The organism is Streptomyces sp. NPDC101490, assembly GCF_044767145.1.
Taxonomy (GTDB): Bacteria; Actinomycetota; Actinomycetes; order Streptomycetales; family Streptomycetaceae; genus Streptomyces.
The window spans coordinates 138,377-159,104 of record NZ_JBIWNI010000008.1 but is presented as its reverse complement, the minus strand read 5'-3'; the positions used below and the strand labels follow the sequence as shown (position 1 = coordinate 159,104).

Here is a 20,728-nt window from a genome sequence, read left to right as displayed (position 1 = left end):
GGCTCTTTCAGTCCTCGGAGGGGATGACGTAGAAGGGGAAGACGAGGTTGCGCGGACTGTTCGCGCCGCGCACCCGGTAGTGGACGTCGATGAACAGCGTGGTCGGCTCCCCGGGCGCCGGGGCGACCGTGACGTCCTCCACCTCGATGCGCGGCTCCCAGCGGTCCAGCGAGGTCATCACCTCGTACCGGATCCGGCCCATCGTCGCGTCGTTGACCGGCGAGAACACCAGCTCGTGCACCGCGCAGCCGAACTCGGGCCGCATCGGCCGCTCACCCGGCGCGGTGGCCAGGACCAGCCGCATCGACTCCTCGATCTCGCGGTCCCGCCGCACCAGGGCGATCGAACCGCTCGGCCCGGTCCGCAGCGGGAACGCCCAGCCCGCGCCGACGAAATGCTCACTCAAGACGCCCTCCTCATCAGATCGGCAGCTTCGCCGCGATGGGGTTCGGCAACGGCGGAGTCGCCGTCACGAACGCCAGCGTGTTCACCGCCACCTGCACGTCCGCCGACACCTTGAACTTCAGGCCCGCCTTGACGTCCACGCCCAGTCCCGCGTCCAGCCGGATGTACCCCTTCGCCGCCAGGGTCAGATCCGTCCCCGACTCCACGGTCACCCCGCGCGCGCCGGTGATGGTGACGGTGCCGTCGCTCTCCACCGTCAGCGTCGTGCGGGCCTCGTTCAGCTCGACGCTCAGCGCGCCCTTCGCCGTCCGCAGCCGGATGCCGTGCGTGGCCCGCGTCCGCCCGCCCTCCTCCCGCAGCTCCACCGTGTGCCCGGTACGGGAGGTCAGCGCACGCCACTGCACCCGCCCGCTCGTCGGATCGACCGGCGGCACCCGGTCCGTCGCCGGGGCGTGCCGGTCCACACCGTTGTAGAGACCCGCGAGGACGTACGGATGCTCCAGGGAGCCCCGGTCGAAGGCGCACAGCACCTCGTCGTCCACCTCCGGCAGCATCAGGCCCCCGCCGCCGCGTCCGCCCAGCTGCGCCACCCGGCACCAGCCGCTCTCGTACGTCGCCGACAGCCACGGGAAGCGCAGCCTGACCCGGCCCAGCGACAGCGGGTCCTTGGTGTTGGTCACCAGGGCCACCGCGACCCCCGGCATCGGCGGCGCGGGCTCGCCACCGCCCGACGCCGTCCCGTACAGCGAGCGGAACTGGCGCCCCGACACCGTCAGCCAGGTCGCGAACTGCCGCCCCGACGCGAAGACATGGCGCACACCCGTCGCCGTGTACCGCCCCTCGAAGGGGAACCCGGCGCCCTTCACCGCCACCGGCTGCCCCGGCTTCAGCGCCGGATTGCCGGTGACGGCGACCTCCAGTTCAGCGAACGAGCCCGTCACGTCGTCCGCGAGCGCGGTGGCCGCCCGGGTCACCTCCGACTGGGTCGTGAACGGCGTCGCGGTGTAGGTGAGTTCGGCGGGCCCGAACGGCGCGGCCAACTGCGCCGGAGTGATGTCGGAGATGATCTCCCGGCTCGCCACGGCCGGGGTCGGCGAGGACAACGCCTGCTTGGTACGGGGATCCCAGCCCCGCACGTCCACCTTCGCCACCTGCCCCGCCGCCGTCACCGACACCCTGCTGTGCAGGGTGTTCGCCCCGAAGTCCAGGACGTACGGGCTGGCCGCCGCGGGCGTGGTGTCCGACGGCGCCGAGGACGCGGGCGGCAGCGCGGCGAAGACCAGCCTGCCCGCCGTGTCCAGCGACAGCCGGACGTCGTTCTCCCGCGCGAGCCGGGACAGGAAGTCCCAGTCCGTGATGTTCGGCTGGGTCGCCAGCTCGTACACCGTGGGCGTGGCGTCCACCCGGCCGATCGGAATCCGGTTGAGCGCCGCCAGCTTCCGCACGATGTCCGAGGCGGTCATGTTCGGATAGCCCTCGACCCGCCTGCTGCGCAGCAGCCGGTGCCCCGGGTCGTACCCCCGCAGGATCAGGTACCGCCCGTGCCCGGGCGCCCCGTCCACCTCCAGGGCCGTCACCTCGCCGGTGAGCATCGGCTCGCCCAGCTTGCCGTCGGTGAACGGCGACAGCACCGCCATCGCCCCCACCTTCAGGAACGGGAACTTCCCGGTGAGGGTGCCGTCCTTGTCCGCGAAGGTCAGCTGGAAGGCGGACGGCACATTGACACTGGAGTCCACCCAGCCCTCGGTGAGCCGGACCGCCAACGGGTCCGGGAGGGGCGTCCCGTCCAGCTGCACGTGCAGGACGGTGGTGAAGGTCTTCTCGCTCATGAGGCGCCCTCGGTGGCCGGCGTTTCGGTGGTGGACGGGAGCAGCAGTTCCGTGCCCGGACGCAGACGCATCGGATCGTCGATGCCGTTCGCCTCCGCGATGACGCGCCAACGCGTCGCGTCGCCGTACTCGCGCCACGCCAGGGAGGCGAGCGAGTCCCCGGCGACCGTGCGGTGCACCCGCCGGGCCGAGAGCGCGCCGGACGTCGGATTCTGCTTCTTGGTCGCGCTGGAGATCTCCGTCAGCGCGAGCGAACACGTGGCCCGGATCGGAATGCCACTGGGACTGAACAGGGTGTACGTCGCCGACACCGACGTCACGTACGCCACGAACTGCACCGTCGAGAACGACCCCCAGGAGAACCGCACCCACGGCGGCGACGGAGCCTTCGCGCTGATGCTCTGCTGCGTCACCTCGCAGCACGAGAGGAGCAGTTCCACCTGCTGCTGCACGTCGTTCGAGGACGGATCGCCCGATCGGTCCAGGAACACCTCCAGCTGCAGCTCCGCCGGAAGGCTCCCGGTGAACTTCGGCGGCGCCCCCCGGTCGTACGCCACGGCCTGCTCCGTCAGCCAGCTCGCGGACCGGCTCAGCCGCAGCTCGTCCGGATTGAACTGGAACTTCACCTCGCCGAGCTTCCCGCCGTAGCTGCTCGACAGGTCCGTCGGCGGCTGATGGATCGCCAGGGTGGCCCGTGAGAGACCGCGCGCCGCTATGGCGCCCATGAGCCCGGACATCTCAGGCGCCTCCGGCGTCGGTGAAACCGTGGTGCGCGATCTCCAGGGTCTCCGTCGCCACCGCCGGGCTCGCCGGGTCGAGCGTCGGACCCGTCCACCGCACCGGCAGCACCTCGACCAGGCCCCACTGCGCCACCACCGACTTGTCCGCCCGCAGCGCCGCGATCTGCGCCGTGGGGCGCGTGATCCCGGTCGCGAGGGAGGAGATCCACGCGGCGACCTTCGCGGTGTCCGGGGTCAGCGGACGGGTCAGCCGGATCGTGGAGAACGTGACACGGGTGGGCAGTTGCCACACGAAGCCGTTGTTGCCGCCCTCCTGGCGCCGCTCCACCTCGACCTCGGAGGAGAGGCCCTCGCAGCCGTTGAACAGGCCGAGGTCCTGGCCGTCGATCGTCAGCTTGAAGAAGATGGTGGAGGCGGGATCCAGCTCGTTGGGCATGGTGGGGGTCTCTCGGATCGGGGGTCACGGGCGGGAGATGCGGCGGGCGGGGTACGGGCCGGGTCAGCGCCCGTGGTCGCGGAGGCGGCCCACCCGCTCGCGGTCGGCGCGCAGTTCGGCACGGAGCAGCCGCGACAGCGGAGTCACGAGCCGCCGGGCCAGTTCGTCGAGCTGGGTGGGTGACTCGACGTCCGGCGCGGCAGCCCCGGACGCCTTCCGCTGGACGGCGGCGGGGGCCGAAGCCGTACGGGCCACCGGGGTGCCCCGGGGCCCGGGAGGCCCGGCGGGCACGGCCACCGAGGTCCGCTGGAGCGGTACGGGGGCGGGCGCGGGAAGCGGCTGGACGGCCGGTACGGGCGCCGCCTCGGGTGCGGCCTGCCGCTGCACGACGACGGGCCGGGCCACGGGCCGCACGGCGGAGGGCGAGGCCAGCGGCACCACCTGCCGCTGCACCGAGGGCGCGGCGGACGGCGTGAGCAGGGGAGCGGGCGTCGCCACCGGGGCGGGTGCGGCGGCGACCGGAGCAGCCCCGGGAACGCCCGGCGCGAGCGGCCGTCCCCCGGCCAGCGGCAGCACGGCCGCCGCCCGGCGCTGCGCGGGGCGCGGCACCCGGACGACCGGCAGGGGTCCGGTCCGGCGCTGTACGACGGGGGCGGGGCCCGCCTCGGCGACGGGGGGTGCCGCCGCCGGTTCCGGGGTACGGGGGGCCGGGGCCGCTTCCGGTCCGGGGCGCGGGTCCGCCGGGGCGGGAGCGGGCGCCGGGACCGGCGGAGTGACGGGTGCGCCGATGGGGGAGCGCCGGGGGGCGGGGCCGACCGGGCGGGCGGGGGCGGCGGGCGCGTGGGAACGCTGGATCGGCGCACCGAGCCCGGTCCGGGGAGTGGCCGTGGCAGGAGGAGCGGGGGACGCCGGGGCGGGCGGCTTCCTGACGTCCGGAGAGACCGGCGAGGAGGCACGGCCGCCCGGGGCCGTGGGAGAGGCGGGGGCGGCCGAGGGGGCCGCCGGAGCGCGTGACGCGGTGGGCGTGGGCGTGGTCCCGCCGGACGTGTCCGGGGTGCGCGGGACGACCGGCTGCACCGGGACGGCCCGGGGGACAGGTGTGGTGGAGGCCGTGGGGGCGGGTGTCGTCCTGGCGTCGGGGGCCACCGGAGCGGGCCGTTCGCCGTACGCGGACGGGGCGCCGGGGGCGGACGGGGAGGGGGCCCCGGGGGCGCGCTGGACGACCGGCGCGCCCGCCGGGGCGGGCCCGGTCACGGCTCCGGGAGTGCTCCGGGCCGCCGGGGCGCGCGGTGCTTCCGGGGGGACGGGGGAGGTCCGGGCGGAGGGAGCGCGCTGGACGGAGGAGGCCGCCGGGGGCGTGGCCCCGGACGGCGCGGGGGCCGGAGGAACCGGCGTCCCGGCACGGTCGGGAACCCCGGTACGGGGGGTGTCCGTCGCGGTCCGCGCGATCGGCTCCGTGCGGGGGAGGGGGCCGACGGGCGGAGTCGGCGCGCCGCCGCCCCGGGCCGCCGCCGGGCGAGGAGCGTCCGGCGTGGTCCGGACGGCCGGTGCCGTGGCGGCGTCAGGAGTGGTGGCGGAGCTGTCCCGGGCCGCCGGGGTCCGGCCGGTGGAAGCCGTCCGGGGGACGGGTGCGGGTGTGGCCGACGGTGTGACGGGCCCGCCCCGCGCCGCCGACCGGGGGATGCCCGGTGCGGTCTGGACGGTCGGCGTGGCTCCCGCGACGGGAGAAGGAGAAGGCGTGGGCGTCGATGCCCCGGAGCCACCCCGGGCCTTCGCCGTACGGGAAGTGTTCGATTCGGTCGGGGCCGTCTGGACGACCCGCGCGGCCTTCGGCCCCGCTTCGGCCGGTCCCGCCGGGGCGGTGGACGCCTTCGGCGCGGTCGACGGCGTGGGCAGGGGCGTCGGTGTGGTCGACGGTGAGGGGGCGGGCGTCGGCGTGGCGGAGCCGCCCCGGGGTCGCGTCAGGGGGGAGGCGCCCGGACTCGCCGGAGCGGTCGGCGCGGTCCCGGTGTCCACGGGCCCGGACGTGCGCGGTCCCGCCGGTGCGGCGGACGTCCTCGGAGCGTCCGTCGCCGGGGGTGCGGGTGCCTTCCGCGTGGTCGGTGCGGCGGGCGCCGTCCGGACCGGCGGCGGGGTGGGCGCGGTCGGCGGCACCGGGGCGGCGGACGCCCTCTGGACGACCGGCGGGGTATGCGGGGTCTGCGGCGCGGGGGCGCCGGGCGCCTTCGGCGCGGCCGGAGCGGTCGGTGCGGGCGGCGGCACCGGGCTGCCCGGCGTCTTCGGCGCGGCCGGTGCCCGCTGGACCGGCGGCGCGGCCGGCGGGCTCGGCGGCGCGGACGCCGTCGTGTTCCAGTCCGCGCCGGGCGCGCGCCACGAGCGCCGGATCTGCGGGCGCCGCTGGACCGGGGCGGTGGGCGTGCCGTGCGGAGTCCCGGGCCCTGCGGGGGAAGCAGGACCCGGGACGTTCTGGGGCCGCGCGGCGGCCGGTGCCCCGGGCGGCCGCGCCGGGGCGGGCGGCTCGACCGGCGCGGCCGGGGCCGCGGTCCGGCGCACGGGGGCCGCGCCGACCGGAGCCAGCGCACGCGGCGGCTGCTCGGGCCGGGCGGAGACGTACGCGTCCCGCCGCACGGGCACGGGCCGCACGGGCGCGGCGGGCGTCGCACCGCGCGGTGCGGACCCGGTGGGCCCGCCCACCGGCCCGGCCCCCGCCCGCTGCACCGCCGGAGCGGTTCCGGTCGCCGAGCGGGAGACGCCCGGGGGTACCGCGGAGGTGTCGGGGACGGTCGCGGCGGCGCCCGCCACCGGCAGCCGGAGGCCCGGCAGTTCGGCGCCCGGCGTGGCGGGACCGGCCACCGGCCGTACCGCGTCGAGCAGCACACCGCCGGGCGCCCCGGGCACGGCACCGTGCCCGAGGTCGCTCTGGAAGGACGGGTTCCAGTGGGTGGCGAGGGAGGCGGAGAAGCCGTGCTCGGAGACCGTGCGCGGACCGTCGAGGACCCGCTGGACGGGTGGCAGCGCCCGCCAGGCGTCCCCCGGTGCCGCCGGGGGTGCGGCGGGGGCCGGAGCCCCGTCCCGCGCGTCGGCGCGCGCTCCCCGCGCGGTCCGCCACTTCTCGAACATGCCCATCTTCTCCTCCGCCCTCCTTTCCCCGTCTTCTCCGTCTCCCAGGTCTTCCCGGCTTTCCCGGTTTTCCCGGCCTTCCGGTCTCCCCGGGCCCCGCCGTCACGCCTGGGACCGCTCCACGAGCGAAGCGGCCTGGGCCACGTACCGCCGCCGGTCCGTGTGCTCCAGATCGAGGATGTCGTCCATGCCCCAGTGGAAGTGGAAGGCGAGGTACGCGGTCTCCTCCTCGATCCGGTCGGCCGCGTACGTCACGATTCCCCCAGGCGGCTCCCGGCCAGCTCGACCTCGAAGGACTCCTCGCAGTGCGGGCAGGCGACGGCGGCCCTGGTGTGGCCCTCCGCGTTGATCTGCCGGTAGAAGTCCTGCAGGAACGCCAGGTCGGAGGCGAACATGTTCTCCACCGTCCCGTCGTGGACCGACGGGAGCGTGCCCAGCCGGGTGATGACCCGGCCGAGCAGCACCACGGACAGGTAGGCCGGGTTCTCACGGACCCGGATGTCCCGCAGCGGGAGCAGCTCGTCCCTGGCCGTGGCGAGCCGCATCGCCCCGTGGCGGTGCACCGTGCCCGCCTCGTCGACGAACCCGCGCGGCAGTTCGAACTCGAACTCCGTGCGGAGCGGCTCCTGTGGGCGGTCCTGCCGGGTCCCCGCCGATCCCTCGCGTCGCATCAGCCGAGCGTCAGCTCTTCGAAGGTGATGGTGACCTGCTCGGTGAGGGCGGCGGCGTCCCCCGCCTTGGTGGCGCTCAGCTCGACCTTGGTGCACCAGGCGTTGCGCAGGTTGTACCGCTTGACCTCGGCGAGCTGGTAGTCCAGGAAGATGATGGACGCGTCCTTGCGGGCCGAGCCCATGTCACCGGCGATGGAGGCCGAGATCCACTCGGTGAACGCGGCGGACTGGGTCGCGCCACGGGTCACCGTGCACTCGCCGGCCTTCTTCACACCGGGCAGCTTCTTGATGATCGGCTTGCCGTCCGCCGAGACCTGCTGGAACTCGATGACGTCCTGCTCCATCGAGAGACCGCTGATCTCCTGGAGGGTCTCGACCATCACGCCGTCGATCTGCAGGCCGAAATTATGGGTGGTGAGGGCGTCACCGGTGTCCAGGGACATGGGAGTTCACTCCTGTGCTGAGGGGCGGTCCCCCGCGCGCGGCGCGCGGGGAACCAGGACGGTTCGGGGTACGGGAGACGGGCGGGCGGAGGGGAGGACTACTCCTCCAGCTCGCCGCCGCCCCCCTGGAACTGCGCGAGACGGAAGACCACGAACTCGGCGGGCTTCACCGGGGCGATGCCGATCTCGCAGACCACCCGGCCGAGGTCCACGGACTCCGCCGGGTTCGTCTCGGCGTCGCACTTCACGTAGAACGCGTCCTCGGCCCGCTGGCCGAACAGCGCGCCCTGGCGCCACTCGTTGACGAGGAACGCGGAGATGTTGCGGCGGATACGGGCCCACAGCGACGGGTCGTTGGGCTCGAACACCACCCACTGCGTCCCGACGAGGATCGACTCCTCCAGGTAGTTGAAGTAGCGGCGCACGTTCAGATAGCGCCAGGCGGGGTCGGAGGCCAGGGTCCGCGCGCCCCACACCCGGATGCCACGGCCCGGGAAGGCCCGGATGCAGTTCACCCCGATCGGGTTGAGCAGGTCCTGCTCGCCCCGGGTGATCTGGAGCTCCAGGTCGACCGCGCCGCGCACGATCTCGTTGGCGGGAGCCTTGTGGACACCGCGCTCGGAGTCGTTGCGCGCCCAGACGCCCGCCATGTGCCCGGACGGCGGGACCGTACGGGTCTGGCCGCTCGCCGGGTCGAAGGACTTGATCCACGGGTAGTAGAGCGCCGCGTACCGGGAGTCGTAACCGGCCTCCTCCTGGCGCCACTTGCGGACATCCCGCGCGTTGAGACCCGGCGGCGGGTCGAGGATCGCCATCCGGTCGCCCATCAGCTCGCAGTGCGCGATCAGACCGAGCTGCACGGCCTTGACCTGCTCCAGGTCGATGAGCCCCTGCTGGTAGGCGCCCATCAGGTCGGGCACGGCCACCATGTTGATCTCGTCGTACGCCTCCAGACCGCCGAAGCCGGTGCGGTCGGCGGAGTCGCCGATGAACCGGCCGGACTCCAGGGCGGTACCGGTGGCGGGGACCGGCGCCGGGACCTGGGCGGGCGGGGCGAGCGTCACGGCCTGCGCCTCGGGACGGGCGAGCTGCCCGCCCGCCACGGCCTCCTCCAGCACGATGGTCTTGGAGCGCTGCTTGACCTGCGTCACCACGTAGTTGCGGGCGCTCTTCTTCGCGGAGGCGTCGAAGCTCTCGACGACCTTCTCGCCGTCCTTCACCACGAGCTTGAAGCGCTCGGCGTCGCCCTCGACGTCCTGCACCTCGACGGTCAGCCGGCCGCCCGCCTCGGTCCCGGCGGCCAGGGCGGCCACCCGGAAGGTGCCGAGCGCGGTGGCCTCACCGGCGACGAGCTCCAGGGGAGCGGCCTCACCGGCGGACCCGGCGGCACCCGTGGCGTCCCCGCCGCCGACACGCACCACGTACGCGGCGGAGCCGCCGTTGTTGAAGAAGCCGTACACGGAGTGGGCGAGGTGGTACCCCTCCGTGAAGGCTCCGAACGACGCGACGAACTGCGACCAGTTGGTGACCAGCACCGGCTCGTCGAGCGGGCCTTCGGGCGCGAGCCCGACGAACGCGGCGACGGACGTCCCGACGCCCTCGATGGGCCGGGACCCGCTGGCGACTTCCTCGACGTAGACGCCGGGGGACAGATAGGTGGGCACGTTCGGTTGCTCCTCGCTGGTGGGGTCTGCCGACCGGGGGCCGCCGTGCCACGGAGGCACCGGCCGGGGGCGTCGGAGTCGTCGCGGCGCAGCGCTCTGACGCGTACCACTCTCCCGCGCGCCGAGCGGCCCGGGGGAGGGGGGAACGGGCGGTCACGGGGGCAGCCGAAGGTGCCCGAACGTCCCGGCCGGGCACCGGATCCCCTGGTCGGCCGGGCGCGCGTGGGCACGACACACTGCCCCCGGTCGAGGACTTTCGGGCAGCCGCAGACCCACCCCCGGCCCTTACCGTTCGCCCATGACCATGTGGACCTCTCTGGACCCGGCCGAGGTGACCGTCGAGCCCGGAGCGCGGACCGGTGCCCGCCTGCGGGTGCGCAACACCGGCGACACCGTCGAGGAATACCGGCTTTCGCTCGTCGGCAAACCTTCGGGCTGGTCCCGGGTCGAGCCGGACGTCCTCCGCCTCTACCCGGGCAGCGAGGGCGTCGCCGAGATCTCCTTCGCCCCGCCGCGCTCCTCGGACGTCGAGGCCGGACCGCTCGCGTTCGGCATCCGCGTCGACCCCCGGGAGAACAGCGCCGCGCGCGATGTCGTCGAAGGCCGGCTGACGGTCACCCCCTTCACCGAGACCCGCGCCGAACTGCTGCCTCCCGCGCTCGTCGGCCGCTTCCGCGGGCGCGCCCGCATCGCCGTCGACAACCTCGGCAACACCCCGCTGACCGCCTCCCTGGTGGTCCGCGACGACGCCAACCGGCTCACCTTCGACGTACGGCCCAACGCCGTGCAGATCGCGCCGGGCCGCGCCGCCTTCGGCGAACTGGTGGTACGGCCCCAGGCCGTGCGGTGGACCGGCGCCGAGGAGTCGCACCGCTTCACCGTCTCCGTACGGCGCGCGGGCGACGACACCGCCCTCGACCTCGACGCCACCTTCGACCAGCGGCCTGTCCTCGGGAACTGGCTCGTCGTCGCGGGCGGCCTCCTCCTCACCGCCGCCATCGCCTTCGTCTTCCTCTGGTTCAACTTCTCCCCGAAGGTCACCAGCGCGGCCAAGGACCTGCGCGCGTCGGGCGCGCCCAAGCCCGCGCCCCAGGGCAGCGGGGACACCCTGCCCGAGGCGCCGCCCCCGCCGAGCGGCCCCGGCGCGCCCCCGCCCGGCGCGGAGAGCCCCGGCGCTCCGCCGCCGGGCACGGACGGAGGGCCCCCGCCGCCCGCCGACCAGGGCGGTCCGGGCGGCGGTTCGGGTGACGGCGGCTCAGGCGGTGGTTCGGGAGGCGGCTCCGGAAGCGGAGGGTCGGGCGGCGGCGCGCCGACGACCCGGCCCCAGCCCACCGAGGGCGGCGCCCCCGAGCCCGGCAGCCCCCAGCAGCCCGCCGTGCCCCCGCCCGCGCCGAAGGACCTCCCCCCGTGGACGTACGGCAACGCACCGGACGTGGTGGTCGAGTTCGCCCAGGAACGCCTCGCGGCCATGGGCAACAGCAACCCCTGCACGCTCAAGCAGCCCTGGAAGCGGGGCGTCATCGACACGCCCACCTACCATGCGATCGTCTGCTACCAGGACGCCGTCAAGGCGGACGGTGACCGGGGGAAGAACTCCGGCGAGATCTTGAAGAACGACACGCGGGGCACCCTCGGCAACGCCACCCTGACCTCGCTCTGGGCCCAGCGCATCACCCCCGACTCGGTCAAGCAGGGCTCCACCACGGGGGAGAACACCAGGCTGATGGCGGCGTTCTGGTGGGCGATCAACCGGGAATTCAGCCCCGCCGACCTGGAGCGGGGCCGGACCAACGCCCAGTACGGCATCGACTGGCTCCGCAACGGCACCGTGAAGACCACCAAGTACAGCAGCAACGTCACCGCGCACATCAAGAACTACCAGCAGTCCGTCGGCCTGTCGCCCAGCGGCGAGGTCGACTGGCCGACACTCCGCAAGATGATCGGCGGCAGCGTCAAGTGACCGGCTGACCCGCTGACCCCGGGAAGCGACAGCAGGAGGGGGGCCACCCGCATCGGGTGGCCCCCCTCCTGTTCCTGTCGTTCCTGTCGTTCCTGTCGTTTCAGCCGGTCAGCCGGTCACGGCGACCAGGGCGCGTGGGCCGAGGGCACGAGCCGCCCCGCCTTGAGGTACTCGCGCCGCGCCCCCGCCCGGATGTCCTCACCGGTCACCGAGGAGCCACGGCCCGCCGCCAGATAGCCGGCCGTCACCGCCGCCGACCTGATGGCGCCGCCCGCCAGCTCGAACTCCACGGCACAGCGCGCGATCTCCTCCTCGACGTCCGCCCCGCAGGGCGCGCCCGCCAGGCACGTCCGCCACAGCTCGACCCGCTGCCCGGGGTCGGGGAAGGGAAAGTCCACCACCAGATCGAGGCGCCGGGTGAACGCCTCGTCGATGTTGGCCCGCAGATTGGTGGTGAGCACCGCGATCCCGTCGAACGCCTCAAGGCGCTGGAGCAGATAGGCGCTCTCCAGGTTGGCGTACCGGTCGTGCGAGCTCTTCACCTCGGAACGCTTCCCGAACACCGCGTCGGCCTCGTCGAAGAGCAGCACGCAGTCCGTCCGGTCCACCTCCGCGAAGATCCGCTCCAGGTTCTTCTCGGTCTCGCCGACGTACTTGTCGACCACCGCCGAGAGGTCCACCACATACAGGTCCAGGCCCAGTTCGCCCGCGACGACCTCGGCCCCGAGCGTCTTGCCCGTCCCCGAGTCCCCGGCGAACAGGGCGACCACCCCCCGGCCCCGTCCGCCGCCGGTCCGCAGCCGCCAGTCGCCCAGCACCCGGTCCCGGTGGCGGGCCCGGCCGGTCAGCTCGCGCAGCATCCCCATCGGCTCCGGCGGAAGCACCAGATCGGCGAAGCCGACGGCGGGCCTGACGCGCCGGGCCCGGCTGTCGAGCAGCGGCGCCGACACCAGCCGGGCACTGCGCTGCACCTGCGCGAGCGTCAGCGCGGTGCCCTCGAACGCGGCGAGCGCCCGCGCCGCACGGGCCGCCCGGCGCACCTGCTCCCCGCTGAGCCGGAACGGCGCCGTGGCCTCGCCCAGGTCGAAGTCCACGGTTTCATCGCCGAGTTCCTGGCGCCAGAGGTCCCCGGTGCCGCTCGTCGAGGGCGCCCCGTCGAGGGCGATCAGCTCCGCTTCCGGCGCCCACCGGGGATCGGGCGCGTCCGCTCCGGCGAGCACCACGGTCGTACCGGAGGCCGCCAGGGCGCGCACCAGCGGACCGGGCCGGTCCGGCAGCGGCTCGACCACCAGGGCGGCGCCCCGCAGCCGCGCTTCGCGCAGCAGCGCGCGCGCCACGGCCGTGGTCCGCTCGGTCGGCTCCGTGGACTCGGGCCGGTGCCGCAGGACCGGCCGTCCGGCCGCGAGCAGCGCCGCGACCACTCCGTCCACGGCCGCCCCGGGCACCCGCTCCCGCAGATGGACGGTGACGGGCCCGGCGGCGGCCACCCGGAGCCCGAGCGCGCTCGGCGGCGCCACCGCGGCCCCGGCACCGGGGGAGAGCAGCTCCACGCCCGCGCCGAGAAGACGCCCGTCGAGCCTGCCGTCGTCACCCAGCAGATGCGCCACCACCCGCTCCGGTACGCGCAGGGAGCGGCCCGGCAGCGGCCGGTCCTCGTCCTCGACGTCGAGCAGCCCTCCGGCGCGCAGGGGCGCGGCGGGATGGAACCGGTCGCGGGCGCCGGGGTCGGCGGGCCCGGTCCCCGCGAGGTCCAGGGCGAGCGCCACGGTGGCGCGGCGCCGTCCGACGTCGTCGTTGAGGTACCCGTACAGCGTCTCGAACCCCCGGTCCACGTCCGGTGCGAGCGCGGCGACGAGGATGTGCGCGTCGAGCGGAGCGAGCCCGAAGGCCCGCGCCAGAGTTCCGAGCCGGTCCGTGCCGTCGGCGTCCGGCAGCGGGACGATGCCGTCCAGCGGTGCCGGGCCCGGTTCCGCCCCGGCGATCCGCCGGGCGGTGTCCCCGGTGACGTACAGACCGCGCAGCGGATCGCCCGCCGTGGGGTCGTCGGCGCTGCGGGCGTCCACGAGCGCGGCGACCCGGGCCCGCAGGACCGCCACCCGCACCCGGATGTCGTCCCCGGTGTCGTCCCCGTCGCCGCTCATGAGCCGTTCCCTTCGGGCGTACGGGCGCCGGGCGCCGTGACCCGGCGCACCACCCGGGGGCGTGGGTCTCCGGGGGCGCCGCCGGAGGTCCGGACGGCGATCTCCACCTCGGTGACCGGCGGAGCCACCGGGTATGCGGGGGTGACCGGGAACGGGGTGGTGATCACGACGTCCAGGGAGGGCTTCAGTTCGCCGCCGAGCGCCGACCAGATCTCGGCGAGCGACCGGGAGTCGGCGGGCGGAACGGCGACGGTCAGCGGCAGGGCGGTGCTGATCGGGCGCACCGACTCCGGCACGGCCCCGTCCGGCAGCACCTCGTGGGGGAGCAGCAGCGCGAGGACGCCCGAGAGGAGCCGGTGCTCGTCCTCGGGCCGGGTCGTCCAGGCGGTCACCAGGTAGGAGAGCCGGAACCAGCGCGGCGGCTGAAGCCTGCGCGTGACCACCCCGTGGGCGTCCCGCTCGGCGAGCGCGCCGCGTTCGCGCCGGGCCGTGTCCTCCCGGATGTCGTACAGATAGGCGTTGAGCGTCGGGGCGTTGCGCCGGGCCGCCCAGTCGCGCGTCGGCGCGTCGAAGGCGACGTCGCCGGTGACGGCGGGCGCGAGCAGCCCCCGCAGGGCCTCGTCTATCTCGTGGATCATCAGATGTAGCCTTCGCGGAGCGCGTACGCGACGGCATGCGCCCGGTTGGTGAGCTGGAGCCGCGTCATCAGCGCGTGCAGGACGTTCTTGACGGTGCGTTCGGAGTAGGCGAGCTTCTCGCTGATCTGCCGGGTGTCCAGGCCCTCGGCGAGCAGCCGCAGGACGTCCACCTCGCGGGGTGCCATCCCGAACAGCGGCACCGCGCCGCCCGTGGAGGCCCCCGCCGTCGAGGCCCGCTGGAGCCGCCCCACCTGGTTGAGCAGACGGCTGACGAGGTCCGGCGGGAGTTCGCCCTCGCCGCGCGCGGCGCTCTGCACCGCGCTCAGCAGGCGCTGCTCGGTGGCCTGGTGACGCCAGATGATGGCCCGTACCCCGTACTCCACGACGGCCAGCAGATCGGGCTCGCGCAGTTCCCGCGCGATGAGCACGACCCGCTGGTCCCGGCCGCGCAGCAGCCGCCGCAGCTCGGCCGTGGTCGGTTCGTCGATCCGTTCGGCGAGCAGCACGGCCACCGCAGGGGCGGTGTCCCGGCACCCCGTGCCCGCCCTGTCCCGTCCGTCGCCCGCCAGGTCGCCGCAGTCCTGGTCGGGGACGACGTCGATGGCCGGCTGGTGCCGCAAGTGGCTGATGAGTCCGGCCCTGCTGAGCGGATCGGACGCGTGGACGGTCACCGCCACCCGCTTGGTGAGCACTTCCGCTACCTGCATTTTCTCACTCCCCTGGAGCACCCGGGCGCGTCAGGACGTCCGGGCAGGTCCGTGGAGGCGGCTGTACCGGTGTCGCCCGTCCGGTGGTCGGCACACATGGTGGGCCCCCGAGGTCGACGGTTCGCGGCGGACGCCGTCGGCCACCCTGGTCGCTCCCCAGGGTCCCGTACGCGACTCACGTCCCACTGCCGTCGCGCTAACGTTCTACTGCCGTTGTCCGGAACTCACTTGACCCCGGCTCGCCGACCCTCGGCGTGTATGGCGCGCGTCACCGCGGAAGGCGTGCTTCCGCCGAGGTGGGCGGGGCGCTTCCCCACCGTGCGGTCCCGCGGGTCATTCGGTGCGCCGGGTGAGGAGGACCTGGGAGAGCAGGTCCCGGGTCAGGGCGAGGTGGGACTCCTCCGGGTGGGTGGTCAGACGGATCCTCACCCAGGCCTCGTCGAGGTCCACTCCGGTGACCCGCGAGAGCCGCCTGGCCTGCCAGGAGGTGATGGGGGACCAGATCCAGCGATGTTCTCCGAGCGGCTTCATGGGCTGATCAACGAGAGGGGCGGGCGGACGGAACAGCGCGGACCGGGTGATAGATGAGCGGGCGGAGCGGTCCGGCCCAGCCCAGCCCAGCCCGTCCCGGCCCGGTCCCGGTCAGCGCCCGGCCGCCCCGCCCCCCGGCGGCCTCACGGGGCCGATCGGCTGGTCGGGGTCGAGCACCAGGCCGAGGCGGGGGGTGGCGGCCGAGAGGACGCCCCACAGGGCGTCGCCCAGGAAGAGCGTGAGTTCGTCGAGCGAGCTGCGTGTCCCGGGGTGGGCCGCCCAGTGGTTGACCACCCCGTCCACCAGACCGACCATGCCGACCGCCAGGTTCAGGGTGAATCCGGCGGGCGGCTCGCGGCCTTCGAGGAACTGGTCGCCGTACGCGTCGAGGACCAGCGCCAGATCGCGGGCGACCGCCGTACGGGTGTCCGCCACGGCGGGGGAGCCGGTGAGGGGCCGCCCCCGCGCGCCGGTGCCGAGGAACTGATGGAGCCGGGGGTGCTCGGCGACCCAGCCCACGTACGTGCTCGCGGCGAGGTCGATCGCCCCCCGGATCGTGCCCCTCGGGTCCAGCGCCGGGGCCAGCGAGGCCACCAGGTCCTGGAGGATGCGCGCTCGGATCTGCTCGTCGAGGTCCTCGCGGCTCCGGAAGATCCGGTAGACGACGGACCGGGGCATGTCCGCCTCGGCGCCGATCGCCGCCACGCTGACCGAGGTGCCGTCACGCGAGATCACCGCGAGCGCGGCCGACAGGACCCGCTCGCGCCGCTCGGCGCGGTGCCCGGTCCAGCGGGTGTCCCGTCCGTCGGGCCGTCCGTCGTCGCGCAGCTGTCTCTCCGTCACGGCGTGGATCGTACCCGCCGCCGCCGAAGGGCCGAGGGGCCCGCCGGCCTCCGGAAAGGGTGGCGCAGATCACGTTACCGCCGGTACCCTGGACGTCGTGACACAGGTAAATTCCCCGTACCGGGCGAGAGTTCCGATCTGAGGGGACGCACATGGAGTACGAGCACGTCGACGTGCTGATCATCGGCGCGGGCCTCTCCGGAGTCAGCGCCGCCTGCCACCTGAGCGCCGGGAACCCCCGCCTCAGCTACGCGATCCTCGAACGGCGCACCAGGATCGGCGGCACCTGGGACCTCTTCCGCTACCCCGGCATCCGCTCCGACTCGGACATGCACACCTTCGGATTCGGCTTCCGCGCCTGGCACGGCACCAAGGTCCTCGCCGACGGCACCGACATCCGCCACTACCTCCAGGCCACCGCCGACGAGCACGGCGTCACCGACCGCGTCCTCTTCGGCCGCAGGGCCGTCCGGGCCGACTGGTCCGGCGACGAAGGACGCTGGACCGTCGAGACCCTCGACGAGACCACCGGCGAGACCGAGATCCGCACCGCCCGCTTCCTCGTCGGCGCCACCGGCTACTACGACTACGACCGGGGCCACCGGCCCGAGTTCCCCGGCGAGGAACGCTTCGGCGGCACCCTCGTGCACCCCCAGCACTGGCCCGAGGACCTCGACCACACCGGCAGAAGGGTCGTCGTCATCGGCAGCGGCGCCACCGCCATCACCCTGCTCCCCTCGATGGCCGCCGACGCCGCCCACGTCACCATGCTCCAGCGCTCACCCACCTACATCATGGCGCTGCCCGCCGACGACCCCGTCTCCCTCCTCCTGCGCCGCCTCCGCGTCCCCGCCCGGCTCGTCCACCGGCTGGGCCGCGCCCGCAACATCGCCCTTCAGCGCGCCCTCTACGTCCTGTGCCGCAGAGCGCCCCGGACCATGCGGCGCGTCCTCCTCGGAGCCGTCCGCGCCCGGCTCGGCGGCGCCGCCGACATGCGCCACTTCACCCCCGCGTACAAGCCCTGGGACCAGCGCCTGTGCGTCGTCCCCGGCGGCGACCTCTTCACGGCGCTCAGGACCGGCCGGGCGTCCGTCGTCACCGAGCACATCGACACCTTCACCGAGACCGGCATCAGGCTCAGGTCCGGCGAGGAGATCCCCGCCGACATCGTCGTCACCGCCACCGGCCTCAGGATGCAGCTCGCCGGAGGAATGGAACTCGCCGTGGACGGCGCGCCCGTCACCACCCGCGACCGCCTCCTCCACAAGGGCGTGATGCTCGACGGCGTCCCCAACCTCGCCATGATCATCGGCTACACCAACGCCTCCTGGACGCTCAAGGCCGACCTCGCCGCCGCCTACGTCAGCAGGCTGCTCACCCACATGGACCGGCACGGACACACCAGCGTCACCCCCGTCGCCACCGAGGCCGACCGCTCCCCGGTCTCCGTCCTGGGCGAATCGCTGACCTCCGGCTACATCGCCCGGGGCGACGCCACCATGCCCCGCCAGGGCACCCGCGACCCCTGGCGCGTCCGCAACGACTACTACCACGACCGCCGCGCCCTGCGCCGCTCCCCGGTCGACGACCCGGCGCTGCGCTTCGAAGGACCGGCGAAACCCGCGCGGACCTGACCCCGACGACCGACGAGCCACAGAACCGAGAGAGGAACGCCACGATGACGACCAGTCGGGAGACCTACCACGCCAGGCTCCGGACCCTGTCCGAAGCCTCCGTGCACATCCACTTCGACGCCTTCGCCGACATCGACTGGGACGACCCCGACCACGCCGTCGACCCCACGGACCCCCGCTGGGTGCTCCCCGCCGCCGACCCGCTCGGCGGACACCGGTGGTACCGGGAACAGCCGCTGGAGGTCCGCACCAGGATCGGACTGTGGCGGTACGCCAACATCGTCAAGGTGGGAATGCAGTTCGAGAACATCCTCATCCGGGGAGTGATGGACTACCTCTTCGCCCTGCGGAACCAGAACCCCGAGTTCCGCTACCTCACCCACGAGGCCACCGAGGAGTGCCACCACACCCAGATGTTCCAGGAGTTCGTCAACCGCTCCGGCGCCGACGTGCCCGGCGGCCGACGCTCCTTCCGGGTGCTCAGCCGCTTCCTGCCGCTGGCCGGCTCCCTCGTCCCCGAGTCGTTCTTCACCGGCGTCCTCGCGGGCGAGGAACCCATCGACCACCTCCAGAAGGCCATCCTGCGCGGCGGCGAGGACATCCACCCGCTGATGCGGCGCATGATGCAGATACACGTGGCCGAGGAGGCCCGCCACATCTCCTTCGCCCACGAGTTCCTGCGCGAGAAGGTCCCCGGCTACGGCAGGGCCCGCAGGGGCGTGCTGTCGATCGCCTTCCCCGTCATCATGCGGGTCCTCGGCGACGTCATCGTGGTCCCCGACCGCAGGACCGCCGAGAAGATCGGCGTACCGCACTGGGTCATCAAGGACATCTTCTGGAAGTCCCCCGACGGCGAGAAGATGCTCCGCGACCTCTTCGCCGACGTCCGGGCGCTCGCCGAGGACATCGGCCTGATGAACAGGGCCTCCCGCCGCGTCTGGCGCGCCCTGCGCATCGACGGCCGCCCCGCCCGCTACCGGGGCGAACCGGCCCGCCTGAGCACCTGACGCCCTTCCCGGCCGGACTCTCCCGGCGGCCGGACCGGGCCGGGTCCGTGAGGGCCCGACAGAGCCGGGGCCGTACACCACACGGACGTACCCGACCCGGCCTGGCCGCGACCCGGCCCGACCTCGACCCCGGGCTGACCTCGGCCCGGCCCGGTCCGGCCCGTAGGAGCAGCCCCGCCCCGGCCGTCCCCATGCCTGACCCGGCTCGTCCGGGCACCCCTTCCCGGCCGCGTCCCGGCCGGACCCGCTCGTCCGCACCCCGAACGGAGACCCCCTTGCCCTACGTCGTGACCCGTTCGTGCTGCGCCGACGCCTCCTGCGTCCTGGCCTGCCCGGTCAACTGCATCCACCCGGCCCCCGGCGAACCCGGCTTCGGCACGACCGAGATGCTGTACGTCGACCCCCGCACCTGCGTCGACTGCGGCGCCTGCGTCACGGCCTGCCCGGTGGACGCGCTCAAGCCGCACACCGCGCTCGCCGCCGCCGAACTGCCCTTCCTCGAACTGAACCGCGCCTACTACGACACCCACCCCCACGAGGACCGGGCACCGATGGCCCTCGTCCCGCCCCAACGCCGCATCCGCGGCGGGGAACTGAGGGTCGCCGTGGTCGGCGCGGGACCCGCCGGACTGTTCGCCGCCGACGAACTCCTCCGCCACCCCGGCGTGAGCGTCACCGTCCACGACCGGCTGCCCACCCCGTACGGGCTCGCACGGGCGGGCGTCGCCCCCGACCACCAGGACACCAAGCAGGTCACGGGACTCTTCCGCGCCATCGAGAGCCAGCCGGGCTTCACCTACCGGCTCAACACCCACATCGGCCGCGACCTCCACCACGAGGACCTGCTCCGCGACCACCACGCCGTCCTCTACGCGGTGGGCGCGGCCACCGACCGGCGCCTCGGCATCGAGGGCGAGGACCTGCCCGGCTGCGCCTCCGCCACCGACTTCGTCGCCTGGTACAACGGCCACCCCGACCACAGCGCGGACACCTTCCCGCTCGACGGCGAACGGGCCGTCGTCGTCGGCAACGGAAACGTCGCCCTCGACGTGGCCCGCGTCCTCACCGCCGACCCCGAGCGGCTGGCCCGTACGGACATCTCCGACCGGGCCCTCGACGCCCTGCGCGCGAGCCGCGTCCGCGAGGTCGTCGTCCTCGGCCGCCGGGGACCCGCCGAAGCCGCGTTCACCCTGCCCGAACTGCTCGCGGTCGCCGCGCTCGACGACATCGACGTCCTCGTGGAGGGCTGGCCCGCCGACGTACCGGCGGACGCCACCCCCGGCACCCGGGTGCTGGCCGAGATCGCCGCCCGCCCCCGGAGACCGGGCAGCCGCCGCCTGGTCCTGCGATTCCTGACCGCCCCGGCCCGCGTCGTCGGTGACGACCGCGTCACCGGCCTCGCCGTGGCCCGTACCGCGCTGCACTCGCGGTCGGGCGGGGTGCGGGCCGTGCCCACCGGGGACGAGGAGATCCTCGGGGCCTCGCTCGTGCTCCGGGCGGTGGGATACCGGGCCCGGCCCGTCCCGGGCCTCCCCTTCGACGAGGACACCGGCACCGTCCCGCACGACCGGGGCCGTGTCTCCCCCGGCGTCTACGTGGCGGGCTGGATCAAACGGGGGCCCACCGGCTTCATCGGCACCAACAAGTCCTGCGCCCAGGAGACCGTCGAGGCCCTCCTCGACGACTGGGACGCCGGTCGTCTCACCGACCCCGCCGTCCCGGCGGCGGACCGCCCGGCCCCTCCGGACGCCGTCGGCCTCGACGGCTGGCGGGCCATCGACGCCTCCGAACGCGCGGCGGGTGCCGCCGAGGGCCGCCCCCGCGTCAAGCTCGTCGACCGGGAACGGCTGCTCGCCGCCGCGCGGACCCCCGCGCCGAGTGGTCGCGACGCCGCGGGGGGAGGACGCTGGAAGTGAGCGCGTCCGGGTCCCGTGGGCGTCCGAACGGGTCGCCGACCCG

At 74.5% G+C, this 20,728-nt stretch carries 18 protein-coding genes; 4 read left to right on the top strand and 14 right to left on the bottom strand.

The genetic code is table 11. The features are described from left to right. Window positions 1–7 precede the first annotated feature (7 nt). The 9 genes from ACIRQY_RS18285 to ACIRQY_RS18245 all read right to left on the bottom strand — a co-directional run bounded on the left by ACIRQY_RS18285 (window position 8) and on the right by ACIRQY_RS18245 (window position 9,308). On the bottom strand, window positions 8–406 hold the full coding sequence (locus ACIRQY_RS18285; protein ID WP_351788137.1) for a GPW/gp25 family protein: 399 nt from the start codon (window positions 404–406) through the stop codon (window positions 8–10). A gap of 13 nt (window positions 407–419) precedes the next feature. Beyond that, entirely contained in the window at window positions 420–2,234 is a 1,815-nt protein-coding gene (locus tag ACIRQY_RS18280) for a VgrG-related protein (protein ID WP_403926738.1), read from the bottom strand. Next, window positions 2,231–2,971 (bottom strand): LysM peptidoglycan-binding domain-containing protein, encoded by a 741-nt coding sequence (locus ACIRQY_RS18275; RefSeq protein WP_403926735.1) that lies wholly within the window; start codon window positions 2,969–2,971, stop codon window positions 2,231–2,233. Before ACIRQY_RS18275 ends, ACIRQY_RS18280 begins: the two co-directional genes overlap by 4 nt. 1 nt (window position 2,972) lies before the next feature. After that, window positions 2,973–3,410 carry a phage tail protein gene (locus tag ACIRQY_RS18270; RefSeq protein ID WP_351788129.1) on the bottom strand — a complete coding sequence of 146 codons (438 nt, stop codon included), beginning with the start codon at window positions 3,408–3,410 and terminating at the stop codon, window positions 2,973–2,975. Window positions 3,411–3,473: 63 nt separating this feature from the next. Next, window positions 3,474–6,530: a hypothetical protein gene (locus ACIRQY_RS18265; protein ID WP_403926733.1), complete on the bottom strand. Its 3,057-nt coding sequence runs from the start codon at window positions 6,528–6,530 to the stop codon at window positions 3,474–3,476. Between the two features lie 102 nt (window positions 6,531–6,632). Continuing rightward, window positions 6,633–6,785 (bottom strand): DUF6760 family protein, encoded by a 153-nt coding sequence (locus ACIRQY_RS18260; RefSeq protein WP_351788123.1) that lies wholly within the window; start codon window positions 6,783–6,785, stop codon window positions 6,633–6,635. Further along, a complete protein-coding gene (locus ACIRQY_RS18255; protein ID WP_351788120.1) occupies window positions 6,782–7,201 on the bottom strand; it encodes a hypothetical protein in 420 nt (139 codons plus the stop codon). Before ACIRQY_RS18255 ends, ACIRQY_RS18260 begins: the two co-directional genes overlap by 4 nt. Continuing rightward, complete coding sequence (locus ACIRQY_RS18250; RefSeq protein ID WP_351788117.1) at window positions 7,201–7,644, bottom strand: phage tail protein; 444 nt, start codon at window positions 7,642–7,644, stop codon at window positions 7,201–7,203. The genes ACIRQY_RS18255 and ACIRQY_RS18250 overlap by 1 nt, the downstream gene beginning before the upstream one ends. Before the next feature lie 98 nt (window positions 7,645–7,742). Continuing rightward, complete coding sequence (locus ACIRQY_RS18245) at window positions 7,743–9,308, bottom strand: phage tail sheath family protein (RefSeq protein WP_403926730.1); 1,566 nt, start codon at window positions 9,306–9,308, stop codon at window positions 7,743–7,745. Between the two features lie 298 nt (window positions 9,309–9,606). Between ACIRQY_RS18245 and ACIRQY_RS18240 the strand changes: the two genes are divergently transcribed. Beyond that, on the top strand, window positions 9,607–11,268 hold the full coding sequence (locus tag ACIRQY_RS18240) for a hydrolase (protein ID WP_403926728.1): 1,662 nt from the start codon (window positions 9,607–9,609) through the stop codon (window positions 11,266–11,268). 116 nt (window positions 11,269–11,384) lie between these two features. On the opposite strand, the gene ACIRQY_RS18235 is transcribed toward ACIRQY_RS18240, so the two are convergent. The 5 genes from ACIRQY_RS18235 to ACIRQY_RS18215 all read right to left on the bottom strand — a co-directional run bounded on the left by ACIRQY_RS18235 (window position 11,385) and on the right by ACIRQY_RS18215 (window position 16,128). Then, window positions 11,385–13,409 (bottom strand): AAA family ATPase, encoded by a 2,025-nt coding sequence (locus tag ACIRQY_RS18235; RefSeq protein ID WP_403926726.1) that lies wholly within the window; start codon window positions 13,407–13,409, stop codon window positions 11,385–11,387. Further along, window positions 13,406–14,047, bottom strand: coding sequence for a DUF4255 domain-containing protein (locus ACIRQY_RS18230; RefSeq protein WP_403926724.1), 642 nt, complete (start codon window positions 14,045–14,047; stop codon window positions 13,406–13,408). The genes ACIRQY_RS18235 and ACIRQY_RS18230 overlap by 4 nt, the downstream gene beginning before the upstream one ends. Beyond that, complete coding sequence (locus ACIRQY_RS18225) at window positions 14,047–14,754, bottom strand: LuxR C-terminal-related transcriptional regulator (RefSeq protein WP_403926722.1); 708 nt, start codon at window positions 14,752–14,754, stop codon at window positions 14,047–14,049. The genes ACIRQY_RS18230 and ACIRQY_RS18225 overlap by 1 nt, the downstream gene beginning before the upstream one ends. Before the next feature lie 333 nt (window positions 14,755–15,087). Continuing rightward, the gene (locus tag ACIRQY_RS18220) at window positions 15,088–15,285 is read right to left on the bottom strand and encodes a hypothetical protein (protein ID WP_403926720.1); all 198 of its coding nucleotides are present in this window, start codon (window positions 15,283–15,285) and stop codon (window positions 15,088–15,090) included. Window positions 15,286–15,396: 111 nt separating this feature from the next. Then, entirely contained in the window at window positions 15,397–16,128 is a 732-nt protein-coding gene (locus ACIRQY_RS18215; protein ID WP_403926718.1) for a TetR/AcrR family transcriptional regulator, read from the bottom strand. Between the two features lie 152 nt (window positions 16,129–16,280). Between ACIRQY_RS18215 and ACIRQY_RS18210 the strand changes: the two genes are divergently transcribed. The 3 genes from ACIRQY_RS18210 to ACIRQY_RS18200 all read left to right on the top strand — a co-directional run bounded on the left by ACIRQY_RS18210 (window position 16,281) and on the right by ACIRQY_RS18200 (window position 20,685). Further along, window positions 16,281–17,762: a flavin-containing monooxygenase gene (locus ACIRQY_RS18210; RefSeq protein WP_403926716.1), complete on the top strand. Its 1,482-nt coding sequence runs from the start codon at window positions 16,281–16,283 to the stop codon at window positions 17,760–17,762. Between the two features lie 44 nt (window positions 17,763–17,806). Further along, window positions 17,807–18,769 carry a diiron oxygenase gene (locus ACIRQY_RS18205; protein ID WP_403926714.1) on the top strand — a complete coding sequence of 321 codons (963 nt, stop codon included), beginning with the start codon at window positions 17,807–17,809 and terminating at the stop codon, window positions 18,767–18,769. A gap of 275 nt (window positions 18,770–19,044) precedes the next feature. Further along, entirely contained in the window at window positions 19,045–20,685 is a 1,641-nt protein-coding gene (locus tag ACIRQY_RS18200; RefSeq protein ID WP_403926711.1) for an FAD-dependent oxidoreductase, read from the top strand. Window positions 20,686–20,728 lie beyond the last annotated feature (43 nt).

Bases quoted from the DNA above. Each gene is read 5' to 3' on its own strand.
- ACIRQY_RS18235 (WP_403926726.1), bottom strand. From the start codon at position 13,409: ATGAGCGGCGACGGGGACGACACCGGGGACGACATCCGGGTGCGGGTG.
- ACIRQY_RS18220 (WP_403926720.1), bottom strand. From the start codon at position 15,285: ATGAAGCCGCTCGGAGAACATCGCTGGATCTGGTCCCCCATCACCTCC.
- ACIRQY_RS18270 (WP_351788129.1), bottom strand. From the start codon at position 3,410: ATGCCCAACGAGCTGGATCCCGCCTCCACCATCTTCTTCAAGCTGACG.
- ACIRQY_RS18280 (WP_403926738.1), bottom strand. From the start codon at position 2,234: ATGAGCGAGAAGACCTTCACCACCGTCCTGCACGTGCAGCTGGACGGG.
- ACIRQY_RS18225 (WP_403926722.1), bottom strand. From the start codon at position 14,754: ATGCAGGTAGCGGAAGTGCTCACCAAGCGGGTGGCGGTGACCGTCCAC.
- ACIRQY_RS18255 (WP_351788120.1), bottom strand. From the start codon at position 7,201: ATGCGACGCGAGGGATCGGCGGGGACCCGGCAGGACCGCCCACAGGAG.
- ACIRQY_RS18240 (WP_403926728.1), top strand. From the start codon at position 9,607: ATGACCATGTGGACCTCTCTGGACCCGGCCGAGGTGACCGTCGAGCCC.
- ACIRQY_RS18205 (WP_403926714.1), top strand. From the start codon at position 17,807: ATGACGACCAGTCGGGAGACCTACCACGCCAGGCTCCGGACCCTGTCC.
- ACIRQY_RS18210 (WP_403926716.1), top strand. From the start codon at position 16,281: ATGGAGTACGAGCACGTCGACGTGCTGATCATCGGCGCGGGCCTCTCC.
- ACIRQY_RS18230 (WP_403926724.1), bottom strand. From the start codon at position 14,047: ATGATCCACGAGATAGACGAGGCCCTGCGGGGGCTGCTCGCGCCCGCC.
- ACIRQY_RS18275 (WP_403926735.1), bottom strand. From the start codon at position 2,971: ATGTCCGGGCTCATGGGCGCCATAGCGGCGCGCGGTCTCTCACGGGCC.
- ACIRQY_RS18265 (WP_403926733.1), bottom strand. From the start codon at position 6,530: ATGTTCGAGAAGTGGCGGACCGCGCGGGGAGCGCGCGCCGACGCGCGG.
- ACIRQY_RS18250 (WP_351788117.1), bottom strand. From the start codon at position 7,644: ATGTCCCTGGACACCGGTGACGCCCTCACCACCCATAATTTCGGCCTG.